The organism is Mycobacterium sp. 4D054, assembly GCF_052245755.1.
GTDB lineage: Bacteria > Actinomycetota > Actinomycetes > Mycobacteriales > Mycobacteriaceae > Mycobacterium.
The window spans coordinates 81,651-98,270 of the sequence record NZ_JBQQCF010000003.1; the positions used below are offsets into that span (position 1 = coordinate 81,651).

General features: G+C 67.2%; 16 protein-coding genes and 2 pseudogenes. 4 read left to right on the top strand and 14 right to left on the bottom strand.

Annotated elements, in window-relative coordinates:
- Positions 1 to 26 precede the first annotated feature (26 nt).
- The 4 genes from ACTWP6_RS03465 to ACTWP6_RS03480 are packed head-to-tail and all read left to right on the top strand — an operon-like array spanning position 27 to position 4,782.
- Positions 27 to 1,631 (top strand): serine hydrolase, encoded by a 1,605-nt coding sequence (locus ACTWP6_RS03465; RefSeq protein ID WP_443186819.1) that lies wholly within the window; start codon positions 27 to 29, stop codon positions 1,629 to 1,631.
- Positions 1,628 to 4,051 carry an HAD-IC family P-type ATPase gene (locus tag ACTWP6_RS03470; RefSeq protein ID WP_443186820.1) on the top strand — a complete coding sequence of 808 codons (2,424 nt, stop codon included), beginning with the start codon at positions 1,628 to 1,630 and terminating at the stop codon, positions 4,049 to 4,051. The genes ACTWP6_RS03465 and ACTWP6_RS03470 overlap by 4 nt, the downstream gene beginning before the upstream one ends.
- Before the next feature lie 10 nt (positions 4,052 to 4,061).
- Positions 4,062 to 4,325: an antitoxin gene (locus ACTWP6_RS03475; RefSeq protein ID WP_443186821.1), complete on the top strand. Its 264-nt coding sequence runs from the start codon at positions 4,062 to 4,064 to the stop codon at positions 4,323 to 4,325.
- A 10-nt stretch (positions 4,326 to 4,335) separates the two neighbouring features.
- Positions 4,336 to 4,782: a type II toxin-antitoxin system Rv0910 family toxin gene (locus ACTWP6_RS03480; protein WP_260755251.1), complete on the top strand. Its 447-nt coding sequence runs from the start codon at positions 4,336 to 4,338 to the stop codon at positions 4,780 to 4,782.
- A gap of 18 nt (positions 4,783 to 4,800) precedes the next feature.
- On the opposite strand, the gene ACTWP6_RS03485 is transcribed toward ACTWP6_RS03480, so the two are convergent.
- From ACTWP6_RS03485 to ACTWP6_RS03550, 14 genes and pseudogenes are all read right to left on the bottom strand, one after another.
- A complete protein-coding gene (locus tag ACTWP6_RS03485) occupies positions 4,801 to 5,466 on the bottom strand; it encodes an NAD(P)H-binding protein (RefSeq protein WP_443186822.1) in 666 nt (221 codons plus the stop codon).
- A 76-nt stretch (positions 5,467 to 5,542) separates the two neighbouring features.
- Positions 5,543 to 6,112, bottom strand: a complete 570-nt coding sequence (locus tag ACTWP6_RS03490) for an isomerase (protein ID WP_443186823.1) — start codon at positions 6,110 to 6,112, stop codon at positions 5,543 to 5,545.
- Positions 6,109 to 7,328, bottom strand: a pseudogene (locus ACTWP6_RS03495) (cytochrome P450). Before ACTWP6_RS03495 ends, ACTWP6_RS03490 begins: the two are co-directional and overlap by 4 nt.
- Positions 7,325 to 8,491 carry a cytochrome P450 gene (locus ACTWP6_RS03500; RefSeq protein ID WP_443186824.1) on the bottom strand — a complete coding sequence of 389 codons (1,167 nt, stop codon included), beginning with the start codon at positions 8,489 to 8,491 and terminating at the stop codon, positions 7,325 to 7,327. The pseudogene ACTWP6_RS03495 and the gene ACTWP6_RS03500 overlap by 4 nt, the downstream one beginning before the upstream one ends.
- Positions 8,488 to 8,903, bottom strand: a pseudogene (locus tag ACTWP6_RS03505) (hypothetical protein). Before ACTWP6_RS03505 ends, ACTWP6_RS03500 begins: the two are co-directional and overlap by 4 nt.
- Positions 8,903 to 9,958, bottom strand: coding sequence for an NAD(P)H-dependent amine dehydrogenase family protein (locus ACTWP6_RS03510; RefSeq protein WP_443186825.1), 1,056 nt, complete (start codon positions 9,956 to 9,958; stop codon positions 8,903 to 8,905). The pseudogene ACTWP6_RS03505 and the gene ACTWP6_RS03510 overlap by 1 nt, the downstream one beginning before the upstream one ends.
- Positions 9,959 to 9,968: 10 nt before the next feature.
- Positions 9,969 to 11,027 (bottom strand): NAD(P)H-dependent amine dehydrogenase family protein, encoded by a 1,059-nt coding sequence (locus tag ACTWP6_RS03515; protein ID WP_443186826.1) that lies wholly within the window; start codon positions 11,025 to 11,027, stop codon positions 9,969 to 9,971.
- Positions 11,024 to 12,241 carry a cytochrome P450 gene (locus ACTWP6_RS03520; RefSeq protein WP_443186827.1) on the bottom strand — a complete coding sequence of 406 codons (1,218 nt, stop codon included), beginning with the start codon at positions 12,239 to 12,241 and terminating at the stop codon, positions 11,024 to 11,026. Before ACTWP6_RS03520 ends, ACTWP6_RS03515 begins: the two co-directional genes overlap by 4 nt.
- The gene (locus tag ACTWP6_RS03525) at positions 12,238 to 12,642 is read right to left on the bottom strand and encodes a hypothetical protein (RefSeq protein ID WP_396885572.1); all 405 of its coding nucleotides are present in this window, start codon (positions 12,640 to 12,642) and stop codon (positions 12,238 to 12,240) included. Before ACTWP6_RS03525 ends, ACTWP6_RS03520 begins: the two co-directional genes overlap by 4 nt.
- A 23-nt stretch (positions 12,643 to 12,665) precedes the next feature.
- On the bottom strand, positions 12,666 to 13,394 hold the full coding sequence (locus tag ACTWP6_RS03530; protein ID WP_443186828.1) for a hypothetical protein: 729 nt from the start codon (positions 13,392 to 13,394) through the stop codon (positions 12,666 to 12,668).
- Entirely contained in the window at positions 13,391 to 13,522 is a 132-nt protein-coding gene (locus ACTWP6_RS03535; protein ID WP_260755242.1) for a hypothetical protein, read from the bottom strand. The genes ACTWP6_RS03530 and ACTWP6_RS03535 overlap by 4 nt, the downstream gene beginning before the upstream one ends.
- 15 nt (positions 13,523 to 13,537) lie before the next feature.
- Positions 13,538 to 14,341, bottom strand: a complete 804-nt coding sequence (locus ACTWP6_RS03540; protein ID WP_443186829.1) for a CbbQ/NirQ/NorQ/GpvN family protein — start codon at positions 14,339 to 14,341, stop codon at positions 13,538 to 13,540.
- The gene (locus ACTWP6_RS03545; protein WP_443186830.1) at positions 14,338 to 15,870 is read right to left on the bottom strand and encodes a nitric oxide reductase activation protein NorD; all 1,533 of its coding nucleotides are present in this window, start codon (positions 15,868 to 15,870) and stop codon (positions 14,338 to 14,340) included. Before ACTWP6_RS03545 ends, ACTWP6_RS03540 begins: the two co-directional genes overlap by 4 nt.
- 146 nt (positions 15,871 to 16,016) lie before the next feature.
- Positions 16,017 to 16,619, bottom strand: a complete 603-nt coding sequence (locus ACTWP6_RS03550) for a TetR/AcrR family transcriptional regulator (protein WP_443186831.1) — start codon at positions 16,617 to 16,619, stop codon at positions 16,017 to 16,019.
- Between the last annotated feature and the right edge of the window lies 1 nt (position 16,620).

The window sequence follows — 16,620 nt, forward strand, 5'->3', positions numbered from 1 at the left end:
TGCGACGACGCGTTACGGTGCTGATCATGAATCCACCGGTCAGGCTGGCCGTGTTCGCACTGGCTGTTGCGCTGCTGGGAGGGTGCGGCGCCGAGCCCGCCGACCCCGCCGCGTCCGCGACATCCGTGGCCCCGCCCGCCGGGCAGGCCTGGAAGGTGCCCCCTCCGTTGGTTCCGGCGATGCCGCTTCCGGACAACGCGGTGGACAACGCGGTGGCCGAACTCGACGGGATCGCCGAGCGCCTGGTCGCCGAGTCGGGTATCCCGGGCATGGCGGTGGCCGTGGTGCACGGCGGAAAAACGGTGTACGCGAAAGGGTTCGGCGTCAAGAACCTTGAGCGTGCCGATCGGCCGGAGAACCGGGTCGGTCCCGACACGGTATTCCAGCTGGCATCGCTGTCCAAACCACTGAGCGCGACGGTCGTGGCCACCCTGGTGGGGCAGGGCCAGGTCAGCTGGGACACCCCCCTGGTGTCGCGGCTGCCGTGGTTCGGGTTGTCGGACCCGGCCGTCACGCAGATGGTCACGGTCGGGGACATGTTCTCGCACCGCTCCGGACTGCCCGACCATGCCGGGGACAAGCTCGAAGACCTCGGCTACGACCGCAGGCAGGTGCTGGAGCGGCTCCGCGAACTGCCGCTCGATCCGTTCCGAACGTCCTACGCCTACACCAACTTCGGATTGACCGCCGGCGCGGAAGCGGTCGCCGCCGGCACCGGGAAGTCCTGGGAGGAACTGGCCTCCGACGCGCTGTTGGCGCGGTTGGGCATGACCGCCACCAGCTACACGTTCGGTGACTACGAGGCCCGGCCGGACCGCGCGGTGGGCCACATCCGCATCGACGGCCGCTACGAGCCGCGCTACGTCCGCGACGCGCAGGCACAGTCACCGGCGGGTGGGGCCAGTTCATCGGTCAACGACATGGCCCGGTGGATGGCGATGGTGCTCGCCGACGGGCAGCACGACGGCCGCGCGCTGATCGACCCGAAGGCGCTGCTGCCCGCGGTCACCCCGCAGGTGGTGTCGTCGCGGGGCTCCGAACCGGCGATGCGGTCGGGGTTCTACGGATACGGCTTCAACGTCGGCACCACGTCGGCGGCACGCACCGAGCTGAGCCACTCGGGTGCATTCGAACTCGGCGCGGCCACCAACGTGCTGTTCCTGCCCTCGGCCGACGTCGCGATCGTCGCGCTGACCAACGCCAGCCCGGCGGGTATCCCGGAGGCCCTGACCGCGCAGTTCGCCGACCTGGTCCAGTTCGGGGAGGTGCGCGAGGACTGGGGTGAGCTGTACGGCAAGGCTTTCGCCGACATGGACAAGCCGGTCGGGGCGCTGGTCGGCCAGCAGCGGCCCGTCGGCGCGAAACCGCCGTCACCGCTGCCGTCGTACGCCGGGGTGTACCGCAACGCCTACTGGGGGCCGGCGACGGTCGCCGAGCGCGACGGCCGGCTGCAGCTCACCCTGGGACCGCGCGGCACCTTCGAGCTGAGCCCGTGGGATGGCGACGTGTTCACCTTCCCGGTGTCCTCCGAGAACGCTCCCCCCGGAACGGTTTCGACGGCGACGTTCGCCGGGGACGCCCTCACGCTGGAATATTTCGACGACGACGGCAAGGGAGTCTTCACCCGATGACGGTTTCTGTGGCCGCCGGCCTGTCGGACGCCGAGGTGGCGCAGCGCGTCGCCGAGGGCAAGACCAACGACGTCCCTACCCGGGCCGCGCGCAGCGTCTCCGAGATCATCCGCGGGAACGTGTTCACCCGCATCAACGCCATCCTCGGCGTGCTCCTGATCATCGTGCTGTCCACCGGATCGGTGATCAACGGCGCGTTCGGTCTGCTCATCATCGCCAACAGTGCGATCGGCATCATCCAGGAATTGCGCGCCAAGCAGACACTGGACAAACTCGCCATCGTCGGGCAGGCGAAACCGTTGGTGCGCAGGCAGTCCGGGAGCCGGCCACTGGCGCCCAGCGAGGTGGTTCTCGACGATGTGATCGAGTTGGGCCCCGGCGACCAGATCGTGGTCGACGGCATGCTCATCGAAGAGGCAAACCTCGAGGTCGACGAGTCCCTGCTGACCGGCGAAGCCGACCCCATCGCCAAAGACGTCGGCGACCATGTGATGTCGGGCAGCTTCGTGGTGGCGGGCACCGGCGCCTACCGCGCCACCAAGGTCGGCCGCGAGGCCTACGCCGCGAAACTCGCCGAGGAGGCCAGCAAGTTCACCCTGGTGAAATCCGAACTGCGCAACGGGATCAACAAGATCCTGCAGTTCATCACCTACCTGCTGGTGCCGGCCGGGGCCCTGATCATCTATACCCAGCTGTTCACCACCGGGGCCGACTGGCGGGAATCGGTGCTGCGGATGGTCGGAGCCCTGGTGCCGATGGTGCCCGAGGGGCTGGTGCTGATGACCTCGATTGCCTTCGCGGTGGGGGTGATCCGGCTGGGCCGTAGGCAGTGTCTGGTCAACGAGCTGCCCGCCATCGAGGGTCTGGCCCGTGTCGACGTCGTCTGCGCCGACAAGACGGGCACTCTGACCGAGAACGGGATGCGGGTCAGCGATCTGTTGCGCATCGAGGCTCCACGGGCAGGAGAGGAGCCGAGCGACCGGGGCGCGGGCACGGTCGCCGAGGTGCTGGCCCAGCTCGCCGCCGACGACGCCAGGCCCAACGCGAGCATGGCCGCGATCGCGGAGGCCTACACGATGCCGCCCGGCTGGACCGCGACCGCCACCGCGCCGTTCAAGTCGGCCACCAAATGGAGCGGCACCTCCTATGCCGATCACGGCAACTGGGTGATCGGCGCACCGGACGTGCTGCTCGACCCCGCCTCGCCGGTGGCCGAGGACGCCGAGAGGATCGGCGCGCAGGGTCTGCGGGTGCTGCTGCTCGGCTCCAGCGACCGGCCGGTGGACGCACCGGACGCCCCCGGTGTGGTCACCCCCGCCGCGCTGGTGGTGCTCGAGCAGCGCGTCCGCCCCGACGCCCGCGACACCCTCGATTACTTTGCCTCGCAGCATGTCTCGATCAAGGTGATCTCGGGGGACAACGCCGTCTCGGTGGGTGCGGTGGCGGGTTCGCTCGGGCTGGCCGGCGAGACGATGGACGCGCGGCGGCTCCCCGAGCAGCCCGACGCGCTCGCCGACACGCTGGAGGAGTGCACGACGTTCGGCCGGGTACGGCCCGATCAGAAGCGGGCGATGGTGCACGCGCTGCAGTCCCGCGGCCACACCGTCGCGATGACCGGCGACGGCGTCAACGACGTGCTCGCGCTCAAGGACGCCGACATCGGCGTGGCGATGGGTTCGGGGAGTTCGGCGTCGCGAGCGGTGGCGCAGATCGTGCTGCTGGACAACAAGTTCGCCACCCTGCCCTACGTCGTGGGGGAGGGCAGGCGAGTGATCGGCAACATCGAGCGGGTCTCGAACCTGTTCCTCACCAAGACGGTGTACTCGGTGTTGCTGGCGGTGCTCGTAGGCCTGGGCGGACTGTCGGCCGAGCTGTTCGGGTCCGATCCGCTGCTGTTCCCGTTCCAGCCCATCCACGTGACGATCGCCGCATGGTTCACCATCGGTATCCCGGCGTTCATCCTGTCCCTGGCCCCGAACAACGAACGTGCCCGCCCAGGGTTCGTGCGGCGGGTGATGACGTCGGCGCTGCCGTCGGGGATCGTCGTCGGGGCGGCGACGTTCACCTCGTACCTGCTCGCCTACCAGGGGCGGGCGGCCACCGAGACCGAGCAGACACAGGCCTCGACCGCGGCGCTGATCACGCTGCTGGTGTCGGCGCTGTGGGTGCTGTCGGTGGTGGCACGCCCGTATGAGTGGTGGCGGGTGCTGCTGGTGGCGGTGTCGGCGCTGGCCTACGTCGTCATCTTCAGCATCCCGTTCGCCCGTGAGCTGTTCATCCTCGATCCGTCCAACGTCGCGCTGACGTCGACGGCGCTGGGAATCGGGCTCGCCGGTGCGGTCGCCATCGAGGTGATCTGGTGGGTTCAGGGCCGTGTGCTGGGAGAACAGCGCACCCTGTGGCGTCCGAGCGAGCGGTAGGGTTGGTCGCATGGGATTTCTGGACAAGGCCAAAGATCTTCTCTCCAAGAACGCCGACAAGGTCGACACGGTGATCGACAAGGCCGGTGATCTCGTCGACAAGAAGACCAAGGGCAAGTACACGTCAACGGTCGACAAGGTGCAGGACGCGGCCAGGAAGGCCGTCGCCGACAACACCGGCACGGTGCCGCCCGAACAGCAGTCCGGTCAGGCGCCTCCTCCGCCGCCGACCACTCCGCCTCAGCAGCCCCCGACGGCTCCGCCGACCTCGTAGGCGCTCGCGCATGGCGAAGCTGTCCGTCTCCGTCGACGTCCCGCTGCCGCCCGAGAAGGCGTGGGAGAGCGCCTCGGACCTGTCCCGCTACCGGGAGTGGCTGTCCATCCACCGGGTATGGCGCTCCAAACTGCCTGATGTCATCGAGAAGGGCACTCAGCTCGACTCGATCGTCGAGGTCAAAGGCATGCCGAACCGGGTGAGCTGGACGGTGGTGCACTACCGCCCACCCGAGGCGATGACGCTCAACGGCGACGGCAAAGGCGGTGTCAAGGTCAAGCTGATGGGCAAGATCAAGCCCAGCCAGACGGACCCGGCCGCCTCGACCGTCACGTTCGACATCCACCTCGGCGGACCCGCGCTGTTCGGACCGATCGGCATGGTGGTCGCCGGTGCCCTCAAGGGGGACATCCAAGAGTCGCTGAACCGGTTCAAGACCGTCTTCGCGCCGTCCTGACCGCGGGTGCGCCGGCCGTTATCCGGCTGCAACGGCGGCCACCGCCTCGGCCACCGGGACGTCGCCGGAGATGACCTCGAAGGTGTGGCCGGCGGTCTGCGGCATGTCCAGCGCAGCGACGAGCACCGCCGCCACATCGGCGCGGGGGATGCTGCCGGGCCCGGTGTGTTCGGCGATGTACACCCGGCCGGTGCCCGGATCGTTGGTAAGCAGGCCCGGCCGCACGATCGTGCTGAGAAGGTCGGCACGCGAGCGGATGACGTCGTCGGCGGCGCCCTTGGCCCGCAGGTAGGCGACGAACACCGGGTTGCCCGCGTCGTCCGGTGCGTGGGCGTCGGCGCCCATCGACGAGATCATCAGGTAACGCCGCACCCCCGCGGCTTCGGCGGCGTCGGCCAAGAGGATCGCCGCGTCGCGGTCGACGGTCTCCTTTCGGGCCGCTCCACTGCCGGGCCCGGCGCCCGCCGCGAAGATGACGGCGTCGGCGCCGCGCAGGTGGGTGGCCACGACACCGTTGGTGGTGTTCTCCAGGTCGACGACGATCGGTTCGGCGCCGGCGGCACGCAGATCGTCGGCTTGGTCGGGGTTACGGATGAGGCCGGCCACCGAGTCGCCGCGCGCGGACAGCAGCCGCGAGGTGATCAGAGCGATTTTTCCGTGCCCTCCGGCGATGACGACGCGCATGACCTACCTCCGACCTGACCGACGACCCGGTGTCGACGTCACAACCTCAACGTACTCACTTCCGCGTCCGTGGCTGTCAGCGCTGAAATCGCCGGCGAACCAGCTTGCCGAACTCGATCGTCGACCGGCGCACCGATTCGAACTCCAACGACACCAGCAGCGTGTCCACCATCGCGAAGGGAAGCGTGGTGGCGACGGCGCCGCGCCCGTATTCGAGGTGCCACGAGCCGGGGTGGACCGTCAATCCCCGCGCGTGCCCGCGTTGCAGACAGGTGTGTCCGCCCGGCATCAGCGGTGGCAGTGCGACGTGGTCGTCGGACTCCAGATCATAGGAGTCGATCTGCCCGGCCAGCAGGAACTTGTGGATGTCGACGTGTTTGTAGCGTCCCGAAAAGCCTTGTGTTCCAGTCGGTGACCCGAAAATGACGATGTACTCGCGTGGGCTGAAATACAGAAACCGGACCTTGCCCAGCACCCCGCCGGCCTTGCTGCCCACCCAGCGCCCCGGAGTCGGGTCGATCAGACCGGGGTACGCCTCGGCGAGCAGCCCGACTGCACGGGCGGTGAGTTCACCGGTGTGCAGCGGCAGGCCGACGACTTCTCTGGCCACCTGATGCAGGACGTCGGGGTCGATCCGGTACGTCACCGGTCGAACTCCACAGGCAGGCTGGTGGGTCCGCTCATACCCAGCAACGGCCGCCACGGTGCCGGTCCGGCCACCTTGGGATTGGGCAGTCGGCGGGCCAGTATCTTCAACGCCTCGCAGAGTTCCCGCCGGGCCAGGTTGGCGCCGAGGCAGTAGTGGGCGCCACCGCCGAAGGTCAGAATCGGGGGTGGGTCGTCGCGGGTGATGTCGAAGCGGGTGGGGTCGTCGTAGATCGCCGGATCCCGGTTGGCGGCGTAGGTGTTGGCCACGATGAATGCTCCCGCAGGGAAGGTGTATTCACCGATTGTGACATCCTCGCCCACGGTGCGGACGGTGCTGCACATCGACGGGGAGTGTCGCATGGTCTCCTCGACGGCGCGCATGGCCAGCTCGGGTCGGTCGCGGAGCAGCGCGAGCTGGTCGGGATGCTCGCAGAGCACCTGCATCGAGGCCGCCAACTGTGTTCTGGTGGTGTCGGTTCCGGCAATCAGGATGCTGAATGCCAGCATGCGGACCTCGCCGGCGTCGAGGCGGTCCCCGCCGTCCTCGGCGCGGATCAGCTCGGACAGCAGATCGGTCGTCAGATGTCGGCGCCGGTGAGCGATCATGTCGTCGATGTAGGCGTCGAACGCATCCACGCCCGAAGCACCGTGGGTTCCTCATCGACGAGGTCGATGTCGAAGCTGACGATCTTGAAGATGTCTTCGGCCCAGGTGGAGAACAGCTTCCAGTCCTGCCGGGGTGCTCCGAACAGCGCGCAGATCACCGGGATCGGATAGGGCCGGGCGATCTGCTCGACGAACTCGCACCCGCCATCCGCGCTGACCGAATCGATCAGCTGATTGATGACCTGATGGATCGTCTCGTCCATCCGCGCTGTCGCGCGTGGGGTGAAGGCCCGCGACACCAGGCTACGTAGGCGGCGGTGTTCATCGCCTTCCATGCACAGGATGCTGCGGGTGACCCGGTCCCAGAGTTCGCCCGAGGTGAGGCCGTGCGCGGAGAGATGAATACCCGGCGGGATCCTGAACCTCGGGTCGCCCAATACAGTTCGGGCCAGGGGATAGGACAGCACCTCGGGTCCGATGGGACCCAGCGCGATCGGCGCGGTCTGCTGCGCGGCGCGCAACTGCGGATAGATCTGCTGCGGGGTGTCGGTGAGCTCGTAGGTGAGGGTGGGCAGGCCGGCGTCGAATACGCTGGGCGCGGCGGTCACCGGAGGATCCTCAGCGGCAGCGCCGGCAGCGTGCACGTCGCCGACGGCCAGGTGATCTCGGGGACGTAGCCGGCAGCGAGCTCGAAGTCGGGAATCCGGGAAAGCCATTCGGCAACCACGAGCTTGAGTTCCATTCTGGCCAGGTGGGAGCCCAGGCAACGGTGCGGTCCGCCGCCGAATCCCCAGTGTTTGTGCAGCTTGCCGTCGAGAACGAGGTCGTCGACGGAGTGGGCGTCGCTGCCGTCGCGGTTGATCGCCCCCAGACACAGCCGCACCTCGGCGCCGGCAGGCAACGTGACACCCGAGACGGTGACCGGCCGGGTCGTCACGCGCCCGACGATGGGCGCGGCCGGTTCCAGCCGGATCATCTCTTCGACGAACACCGCGATGCCGTCGGGGTCCTCCCGCAACGCCGTGCGCAGCGCGGGGCGGCGGGCCAACTCCAGCATCGTGGCGCCGATCGCGGAGGTGACGGTGTCCAGACCGGCGAGGACGAACACCAGAGACAATCCGACCGCCTCGTTGTCGGTGAGGGGTTCGTCGCCATGGAGCAGCTGGGACAGGATGCCCTCGCGGGGGTTCTCCCGTTGTCCAGCAACCGCTTCGGTGAGGTAGGTGTACAGCTGGACCGCGGGGGTCAGGTCGACGCTGGACGGGTCGGTGGTCAGACTGAACGCGATGATGGCGTCTTTCCACCTGATCAGACGTTCGCGGTCGGCCAGCGGCAGCCCGAACAGCGTGAGGAAGACCTGCGACGGGTACGGGGTTGCCAGTTCGGCCATCACCTCGCACTCGTCGCGCTGCGCCAGGCCCTCGATGATGTCGATCACCTGGGCCTGAAACGACGGCATCAGCACGGCGAGTGTCTGCGGACTGAAAAACTGGTGCAGGACGCGCCGGTACCTGGTGTGTTCGGGAGGGTCGAAGCCGAGAGGCACCAACGGCACCGGGCTGATCATGTCGTCGTAGGCGATCCGCGACGAGAACACCTCGGGGTCACGCAGCGCGGCAAGGACGTCCTGGCGGCGGGTGAGGTAGTACCAGCCGTCGCCGTAGAGCACGGGGCCCTGGTCGCGCAGCGTGGCCCAGCCGTCACCGCGGTCCCGCGACATCGGCAGATCCCCGTAGAGCACCTGCGGCAGCGCATCGGCGGCCCCGGTCATGGCACGTCGGTCGCGAGCAAGGTCAGGGGCAGTCCGAGCACCGACAGGTCGACCTCGTCGAGGTAGGTTCCGTCACCGGAGAACTCCTGCCGGAATCGCGTGACCGCGCCGTAGCGGTCGATGACCGCCTCGCCGGCGGCGGCTTCGGGGATGCGCAGCACCACGGTGTAGACGCCGTCTCCGTGGCGGTCGAGGAACTCGTTGACCGACGCCGCCACTGCCGCATCGGACCCGGTGATCGGGCTGATCAGCTCGACGCCACGGTCCCAGTCCAGCTGGACCCGAATGCCCAGTTCGGTGAGTTCGGCGGCGTTGAACCGGAATCCGAGTTCGGTGAACATCATGCGGTGTCATGCCACCGCTGCGGCGCGACCGCGAACACGACATGATGCAGCTTCGGTTCGGTCGTCATCAGCGGACCAGCCCGCGTGGCCGGATCAGGCCGAGGTCGAGGTGGTTGAGCCAGCCGGGTGGACCGTCGCACACGTCGGGAATGGCGTTGATGGCTCCCATCGCCGTCCAGTCGTAGCCGGGATGGGACATGGTGCCGTCGGGCCGGCGGACACCCTTGAGCGTCAGCTCGGTCGGCGGGTCGCCGTCGATGACGATCTCGTAGCGGGTCTCGCCCCAATCCCAGCCCGGGTTCAGCAGGTCGGGGCCTGCGGTCACGTAGATCGCGTGGAAGACGATGAGCGGCTTACCGTCCACCCAGGCGGTCCACTCGTGGCGTTGCCCGGCCACGGTGCCCTTCGGGATGGCGCCGTCCGCGTGCGGGATGTCGGCCGCGGCTGTGGCGACATCGATGTCGGCGGCGCTCACCTCGTCGATCGTCACACCGAGACCGTCGGCGATCATGTGCATCGACTGGGCGAAGAACGGCAATCCGAGGCCCAGGATGGTGGGCTCGGCGAGAAACGCGTCCTTGTCCTTGCCGAAACCCATCCAGTCGATGTGGTCCATCGGCGCGTCCTTGAGCACGTCGACCACTTCGTAAACGTGGATGGTGTCGACCCTGCTCATCACCCGCGACAGGGTGAGCGGAAGGATGTCACCGGCGTAGCCGGGGTGGATGCCGCCGCCGTGAAAGGAGGTGCCACCGTCGCTGCACGCCGCGCGGATCTGTTCGCCGCCGTCGCGGAAATCCGCACTCGGGTGGAAGAATCCGGCCGTCGTCACGACGTTCTTGCCGGAGCGCAGCAGCCGGCACACCGTCTCGACATCCATGATGATCGGCGTGTAGAAGACGCAGTCGGCGTCCAGCGCGACCATCGCGTCGACGTCGTCGGTGGCGGTGACACCGGTCGGAAGGATCCCTGCGAGCTCACCCGCGTCCTTGCCCACCTTGTCCTTGCTATGCACCAGCACACCCACGAGGTCGAAGACGGGCGAGGCGCAGAAGTGCCGGACACCGACCTGTCCGACATCACCGGTCATCCACTGGATCACCCGATAGGTCTTGTCCGTCATGGGCATTCTCCTAGTGCGAACCGGCGTGCAGCACACCGCGGGGCAACGGCAGGGGCAGGTCGTTGTAGGTGGCGATGCCTGCCGGGGCGGCAACCACGGCGGGTATCGCGGTGATCGCCGGCATCGCGGTGATGGTGAGCCCCAGCATGACGAAGTCGTCGAGGGTTTCTCCGGCGAAGTCCGGGGGTGGGGCGAAGCTCAGCGTGCTGGTGATGGTGGGGCGTCCCTCGACGGTGACGGTGTAGCCGAACGCGGTGGGCCACTGTGGCTGCAGCGATTGCCCTTTGGTCCAGATGCCGCGGATCTCGACAACCTCGCGCCCGTCAACGATGCCCTTCCACCGCACGTCGATTCCGGCGACACAGCCGGCGGTGATGGTCCATCCGCCGGGCAGATCGAGGTCCTCGGTGGTCTCGGCGTAGTCCACGTCGCAGCGGATGTCGTCGAGTTGCACTCCGAGTGCGTCGGCGACCACTTGCACGGCCTCGGCGAAGACGCCGGACCCCGTTGCGGTGATCGACGCGAGGTCGGGTTCGTCGATGGAATAGCCGAATCCCATGGGGATTTCGGTCTGCGGCGAGTTGTAGATGGTGGTGTCGAACGATTCGACGATGCTGATCCGGTCGACCCGGTCCGAAATGCCGGCGGTGACGACCGCGAAGAGCTGGATGAAGCCGGGATTGATGCCGCTGCCGAAGATTGTGGAGCCGCCGCGGCGGCAGGCGTCGATGATGCGGTCGCGGTCGGCACCCAGGCGGCTGCCGGTGATGAACTCCGACGTGGTGACGACGTTTGCGCCGGATTCGAGGATGCGAACAAGGTCGCCGGTGTCGGCGAACATCGGGTTGTAAACGACGCAGTCTGGTCGAAGCGCGAGCAGTGCGTCGACGTCGTCGGTGGCGGTGATCCCGATCGGGCCGACCCCGCAGAGTTCGCCGGCATCCCTGCCGACCTTGTCGGGTGACCACGCGTAGCAGCCGACGAGCTCGAGCTCGGTGTTCGCGATCACCGCGTGCACCGACTTGGTCCCGACATTGCCGGTGGTCCACTGCACGACGCGGTATGTCATCGTGACCTGTCTGCGGCAGTGAAAGTGACGGGTACCGAGCGGAATCCGCGAGTGACGGAGTTGCCGTGAAACTTGGCCTGCTGCCCTGCCGCGAGGGTGAAGTCGGGCATGCGGGCCAGCACCCGTTCGAGGCCGACCTGGAACTCCAGCCGTGCCAGGTTGGACCCGAGGCAACGGTGGACGCCGGCGCCGAAGCCGAGGTGCCGGTTCTCGCGGCGGTCGAGGATGCAGCGGTCGGCGTCGGGGAACTGCCGCTCGTCGCGGTTTGCGGCGGCGTAGTTGACGATCACCGACTCGCCGGGGGAGAACCGGCAGCCGTTCATTTCGACGTCTTTGGCCACGGTGCGAGGGATGCCGTGGATGGAGCCGGCGAACCGGATGAACTCCTCGACCGCGCGGGCGAGCAGATCAGGCTCGTCGATCAGGCGGTCCCGCTCGGCGGGGCTGGTGGCCAGATAGTGATAGGCGAAAGACATTGCGCTGGCAGTGGTTTCGAGGCCGGCCTGTACCAGCAGCATTGCGTTGGACACCACGTCGGCGAACGCCAGCTTCTCACCGTCGATCTCGGCGGAGAGCAACACGTCGATCATGTCGTCGCGGGGCGGCTCTGCCGTGCGAGCCGTCACGGCGTCGTGCAGATGCTGGTAGAGACCGCCCCAGGCTTCCATCCGCGCCTCCTCGGTGGCGCCGTTGAGTGCGCTGTCGGTCAGTTCCACACACAGCGGGACATCATCGACGGGCATGCCGAGCAGGTATTTGAAGAACACGATCCCCGGCTGGCGCCACGCCACCGCGGCGAGGTCGCCGGACCCGCTCTCGATGAACTCGTCGAGGAGCCGGTCGGTTTCGTCAGCGATCTGAGGCCGCAAGGCCTTCATGCGTGCCGGGGAGAAGTACGGGTTGAGGACTTTGCGGAACTTCTGCTGCCGGGGCGGATCGAGGGTGATCACCAGATCACCGGCGAGCTGCTCGGCTCCTTCCGGGGTGGGGTTGCTGGAGAAGTGTTCCCAGTCCTGCAGGATCTGCACACATTCGGCGTAGCGCACCGCGACCCACGCCCCCGCCGGTGTCGCGCTGAGAAATGGGTTGTCGGTCCGCGCAAACGGTGACTTAGCCCGCATCACCGCGTACACGTCGTACAGGAATTCGTTGTCGTTGAAATCCGAGTGCCGCAGATCCCAGTTCTCGGCGTGGCGCTCCGGTGTCTGGGTCACGGCGATCCCTCCGCCGCCTGCCGCGCTTCGCGCTCGTCATGAATTCGTACCAGTTCGCGGAACCCGATCCGGTTGTACTTCGGGACGGGCTGGATGCCCCATTCGTCCTGTGCGGTGTCCTTGCCTTCGGCACCCTCGGGCGGGCCGAGAGCCGGATAGGGCACCTGGCATTCCAGCGTGTCGTCGGAGTAGCGCACCTTGAGCAGCTCGCTGCAGATCTCGGTGAGGCTCAACGTCGGGTAGCCGTAGTAGACCGCCATGAACGGCAGTGTGAACGCGCCCTCGATGACCAATGCGACCAGGCACACCAAAACGGCGCGCTTGATCCACTTGTGCATCCGTGCGTAGTACGGGGTGGTACCCGGCGGTAGGTCCTGGCTCTTCTCTTCGGTGTTGTCCACAGAAGTCGTCACAGTTGAACTCCTTAATCCGAGAAGATCTCGCGGTTGACCGTGTGCAGGTACGGGATGGCGAGAAACGGTGTGATGTAGAAGATGTCGTAGAGCCACCAGCCGATGACCGGGAACACGACGCCCGCGTACCGCACGTCGGCGTACATGGTCATGTTGAACACGTACAGGCACCAGATGAGTACGCCCATCCAGCAGGTGATGATCATCCACTGATGGCCCCACCGCTTCATCTGAAGGAACCCGATCGCCGCGGCGCAGCGCATCGCGAAGACGGTGAGGATCATGCCGAACACCATCGACTTCTCGCCGGGTGCAGCGGCGCCGCCGATCCACGCCTCGTTGTAGTGCCAGAAGTAGCCGGCATCGAACATCGCGCCCCAACCGACCATCAGCACGCGGTTGATCAGGGTGTGGTTGGCGACCAGGTCGAGCGCCCAGCCGAGGCTGTTGAGCATCCCGTCGATCAGCACCAGATAGCCGATGAGCGTGACGATCATCGGACGGACCGACAGGCCCGCCCGTAATGCCTGCCGCTGCAACCATACTCCGCGCATGAAGATGGGCAGGCCGATCAGGCCGGGCGCCCACATCCCCATCAGCGCGGCGCCGGCGATCATCCACTTGTCGGCGCGGCGCTGGGCCTGCCGGGACTCGTCGTGGTGCTCCTCCAGATTGACCGAACCGGACGGAACGCTGGCCTTGATGGCCGCCGACTTCTGCTTCAGTAGCGGGATGTTCACAGCTCCCACCACCCCCGGGCGAACGACATGTAGAGCTGGATCAGAAACATCACCAGCAGATATCCGTAGACGACGACCTGCAGGATGATGAGAGCCTTCTTGCGGTTGCGTTCCTTCTGGTCGACCATGTCGTCGATTCCTTTCTAACGGTTGGGGGTCGGGCTGTCGGCGGCGGCGAGGCTGGCCGCGGCCACTTCCCGCAGGCCTTCGGAGACGCCGCCGTCACTGGACAGCGGGGCCAGCACACACGCCTCGGCCGCTTCCAGCTCGGAGGCGCCGGCGGCGATCAGATGTGCGGCGGTGACGAGCACGCGGGTCGACGGCGGTTCGAAGTGAAACGCTTCGTCGGCCGTGCGGATCGCGGTGGCGCACCGGACCAGCCGCTGAGCGCTCGCAAGACCGATGCCCGCCTCGGCGACGATCACCTCGGCTTCCCGCTCGGGAGGCAGGTAACCCATCGGCAGCGTGACGAACCGTTGCCGGAACGACGGTTTGAGTTCCTTGAGGGAGCTGCGGTAGGCCGGGTTGTAGGAGCAGACCAGCATGAACTCATCCGGCGCCTGCACCACTTCGCCCGCCCGGTCGAGGTAGAGGGTGCGCCGGTGATCGGTCAGCGAATGCAGCACGGCCAATGAGTCGTGCCGCGCTTCGACGACCTCGTCGAGATAGCAGATGGCCCCGGCCTTGACCGCCCGGGTCAGCGGCCCGTCGGTCCACACCACGTCCCCGCCGGTGACGGTGAACCGGCCGACCAGGTCCGAGCTCGTCAGATCGTCGTGGCAGCTGATGGTCACCACGGGACGGCCCAGCAGCAGACCCAGGTGCTCGACCAGGCGGGTCTTTCCGCATCCGGTGGGCCCGGTCAGCATCACCGGCAGCCGCTGCCGGTAGGCCTGCTCGAAGAGCTGCACCTCATTGCCGTTGGTGAGATACGTCTGGTCGGTCATGCGGATACCAGCTCCCTGTGGACGTGGGCGAGGACGCGAGGAAGGTCCTCCACCCGGCGGATTCGTTGAGAACGCTTGGGGCCGAACACTTCCGGCAGTGGGTCAACCCGGACCGGGCCGATGCCGACGTAGTACATCGAGACGCCGGCATCGCGCGCCTCCTCGACGGCGTGGGCGGCGTCGGCCCAGGCATAGCGCCCCTCGTAGCCCTCGTCCGAGATCAGCCCGTCGCCGATCACGATGACCAGGCGCCGCTCCGACGGCTGGGCGAGCAGCCTGCTCGTGAGGTGGCGCAGGGGAGCACCGAGGCGGGTGTACCCGCTGGTGCCCAGTCCGAGGCTTCCCGGCGGGACGAACCTTCGGTCGGCGAAGTCCTTGAGACAGGTCACCTCGACGCGGTGCCGGGTGTTGCCGGTGAAGACGAAGATGCCGTGGCGTTCCTGTGCGGTCGTCATCGCCCGCGACAGTGCGTCGGCACAGGCGAGCTCCAGCTTGAACACGGTGCCGCCGTGCACGCCGAGAGAGGAACTGCCGTCCAGCAGTAGAGCTGTGGTGACGTCGCGGCTGGCAGGCAGCAATTCGCGGAAAATCCGTGGCTCCACCGCTTCTCCGGTGGTCACGTCGATGTAGTGGCCCACGTACTGGTCGACGTCGAGGTCGGAGCCGTCCTCGAGGCGGTTCTTCATCGCGCGGTGCGTGTTCTTCTCGAACCACTTACGGACGTCGACCGCGATGGCTCCCGGTTCCCCGGCACGGCCTTGGTGGGTGCGCTCGAGGACGGCGACGTGGTCAGGCAGGAAGCTCTCAGTCCATGCGTTCCATTCCGGATACGGGATGCCCGGGCGGTGCTCCGGAGTGACGTCGAGGTCGTTGTCCTGCGGCCGGCTCGGCGGAGGCAGATTGGGGTTACGGACGCCGCCGTCGCCCCCAGCGGGCACGGAGTGCGGTTGCGGTACCCGCTTCTGGTTGGTGGTCCACGGCAGCCGCCCGAACGAGCGCCGCAGCTTGTCGGACAGTCCCTGCGGCAGCGTGTACGCCCGCGGCAGATGTCCGACCAGCGGGTCCACAGTGAGGGGTTGGTGGGTACGGGACAATGCGACCGCGCGGTTGAGCATCTCCCTGCCGTCCATGTCAGAGTCGAGGGCGGCAAGGTCGGGGAGGACGCGCCGAAACTCGGCGAGCAGTCCCGGCCAGTTCGCGGCGACCCAACCCAGCGCCACTTCGGCTTCGACGAGATGCAGCGCGGCCAGCTCACGCGCGGACAGTTCATGAAGCCTGTAGTCGATGATCCGGTCCTTGGACGGTGAACATTGCAGAGCGATGCCGCATGTCACGGTGCGGCGGGTCCAGTCCCGCTGCCACACCGGATACGGCACGTGCACGACATCGAGCATCGAGCTCAGTCCGAAGCCACGGTGGGCTCCGCTGACGAGGTGGGCGCCGGTCCGACGCTGCCCGCTCAACGCGACCGCGGTGAGCGCGCAACTGCGCTCGACCGCCATGGCGTGTGCATCGGAGAGTTCGGTCATCAACTCAGAAGGTGCCGATGTTGGAGAACATCCAATACCAGAACCAGATGATCAGCCCGGTGCCGCCCCAGGCCGCGACGTATCGCAGGATTTCCCAGATCCAGCCTGTCATGTGAGTTCTCCTAGCAGTAAGGTCTTTTCGATGGTCATCGGGTCTCCAGTCCTCGTAGTGCAGTGGTGATCAGATTGGCCAGCATCGCGTCGCGGATGTCGCTGCGGGTAACGGTGGTCAGCACTCCGTAGATGCCGAGTAGGAAGAACGCGGCACTGTAGAACGCGTCCACTTCGGGATGGACTTCTCCGTCGCCCCGGGCCCGCTCGATCTCGCCGACCAAGGAGACGATGACGGGATGGTCCGACCATTCGTCGTTGCTCGGCCGCGTCGGCGAGAAGTGCAGCGCCAGTAGTTCTTTGAACAGCAGCGGGCCGAAGCGTTGCTCCAGTGCGGAGATCAGCTGGACCACTTTCGTCAGTGCCGCGGCCAGGTCATGTGCCCGGTTCAGGTAGCGAGTGAGTTCCGCTGCCATGCGCGATTCTTCGCGCCGTTCCAACTCGAGCAGCACGTGCTCTTTACTCGGGAAGTGGAAGAAGAAGGTGCCGTGGGCGACACCCGCCGCCGAGACGATGGCGCCGACGTCGGCGCCCGCCATGCCCGACGCTTGGAACTCGGCGATCGCGGCGCCGAGTATCCGTTCCCGCGTCTGTAATCGGCGCAATTCACGTGCTGACTGCCGGACCTGTGGCGTCATC

What these genes read in the sequence shown, in the direction of transcription:
- ACTWP6_RS03465 (WP_443186819.1), top strand. Translation starts at nt 27, where the DNA reads ATGAATCCACCGGTCAGGCTGGCCGTGTTCGCACTGGCTGTTGCGCTG.
- ACTWP6_RS03470 (WP_443186820.1), top strand. Translation starts at nt 1,628, where the DNA reads ATGACGGTTTCTGTGGCCGCCGGCCTGTCGGACGCCGAGGTGGCGCAG.
- ACTWP6_RS03475 (WP_443186821.1), top strand. Translation starts at nt 4,062, where the DNA reads ATGGGATTTCTGGACAAGGCCAAAGATCTTCTCTCCAAGAACGCCGAC.
- ACTWP6_RS03480 (WP_260755251.1), top strand. Translation starts at nt 4,336, where the DNA reads ATGGCGAAGCTGTCCGTCTCCGTCGACGTCCCGCTGCCGCCCGAGAAG.
- ACTWP6_RS03485 (WP_443186822.1), bottom strand. Translation starts at nt 5,466, where the DNA reads ATGCGCGTCGTCATCGCCGGAGGGCACGGAAAAATCGCTCTGATCACC.
- ACTWP6_RS03500 (WP_443186824.1), bottom strand. Translation starts at nt 8,491, where the DNA reads ATGACCGGGGCCGCCGATGCGCTGCCGCAGGTGCTCTACGGGGATCTG.
- ACTWP6_RS03510 (WP_443186825.1), bottom strand. Translation starts at nt 9,958, where the DNA reads ATGACGGACAAGACCTATCGGGTGATCCAGTGGATGACCGGTGATGTC.
- ACTWP6_RS03515 (WP_443186826.1), bottom strand. Translation starts at nt 11,027, where the DNA reads ATGACATACCGCGTCGTGCAGTGGACCACCGGCAATGTCGGGACCAAG.
- ACTWP6_RS03535 (WP_260755242.1), bottom strand. Translation starts at nt 13,522, where the DNA reads ATGGTCGACCAGAAGGAACGCAACCGCAAGAAGGCTCTCATCATCCTG.
- ACTWP6_RS03540 (WP_443186829.1), bottom strand. Translation starts at nt 14,341, where the DNA reads ATGACCGACCAGACGTATCTCACCAACGGCAATGAGGTGCAGCTCTTC.
- ACTWP6_RS03545 (WP_443186830.1), bottom strand. Translation starts at nt 15,870, where the DNA reads ATGACCGAACTCTCCGATGCACACGCCATGGCGGTCGAGCGCAGTTGC.
- ACTWP6_RS03550 (WP_443186831.1), bottom strand. Translation starts at nt 16,619, where the DNA reads ATGACGCCACAGGTCCGGCAGTCAGCACGTGAATTGCGCCGATTACAG.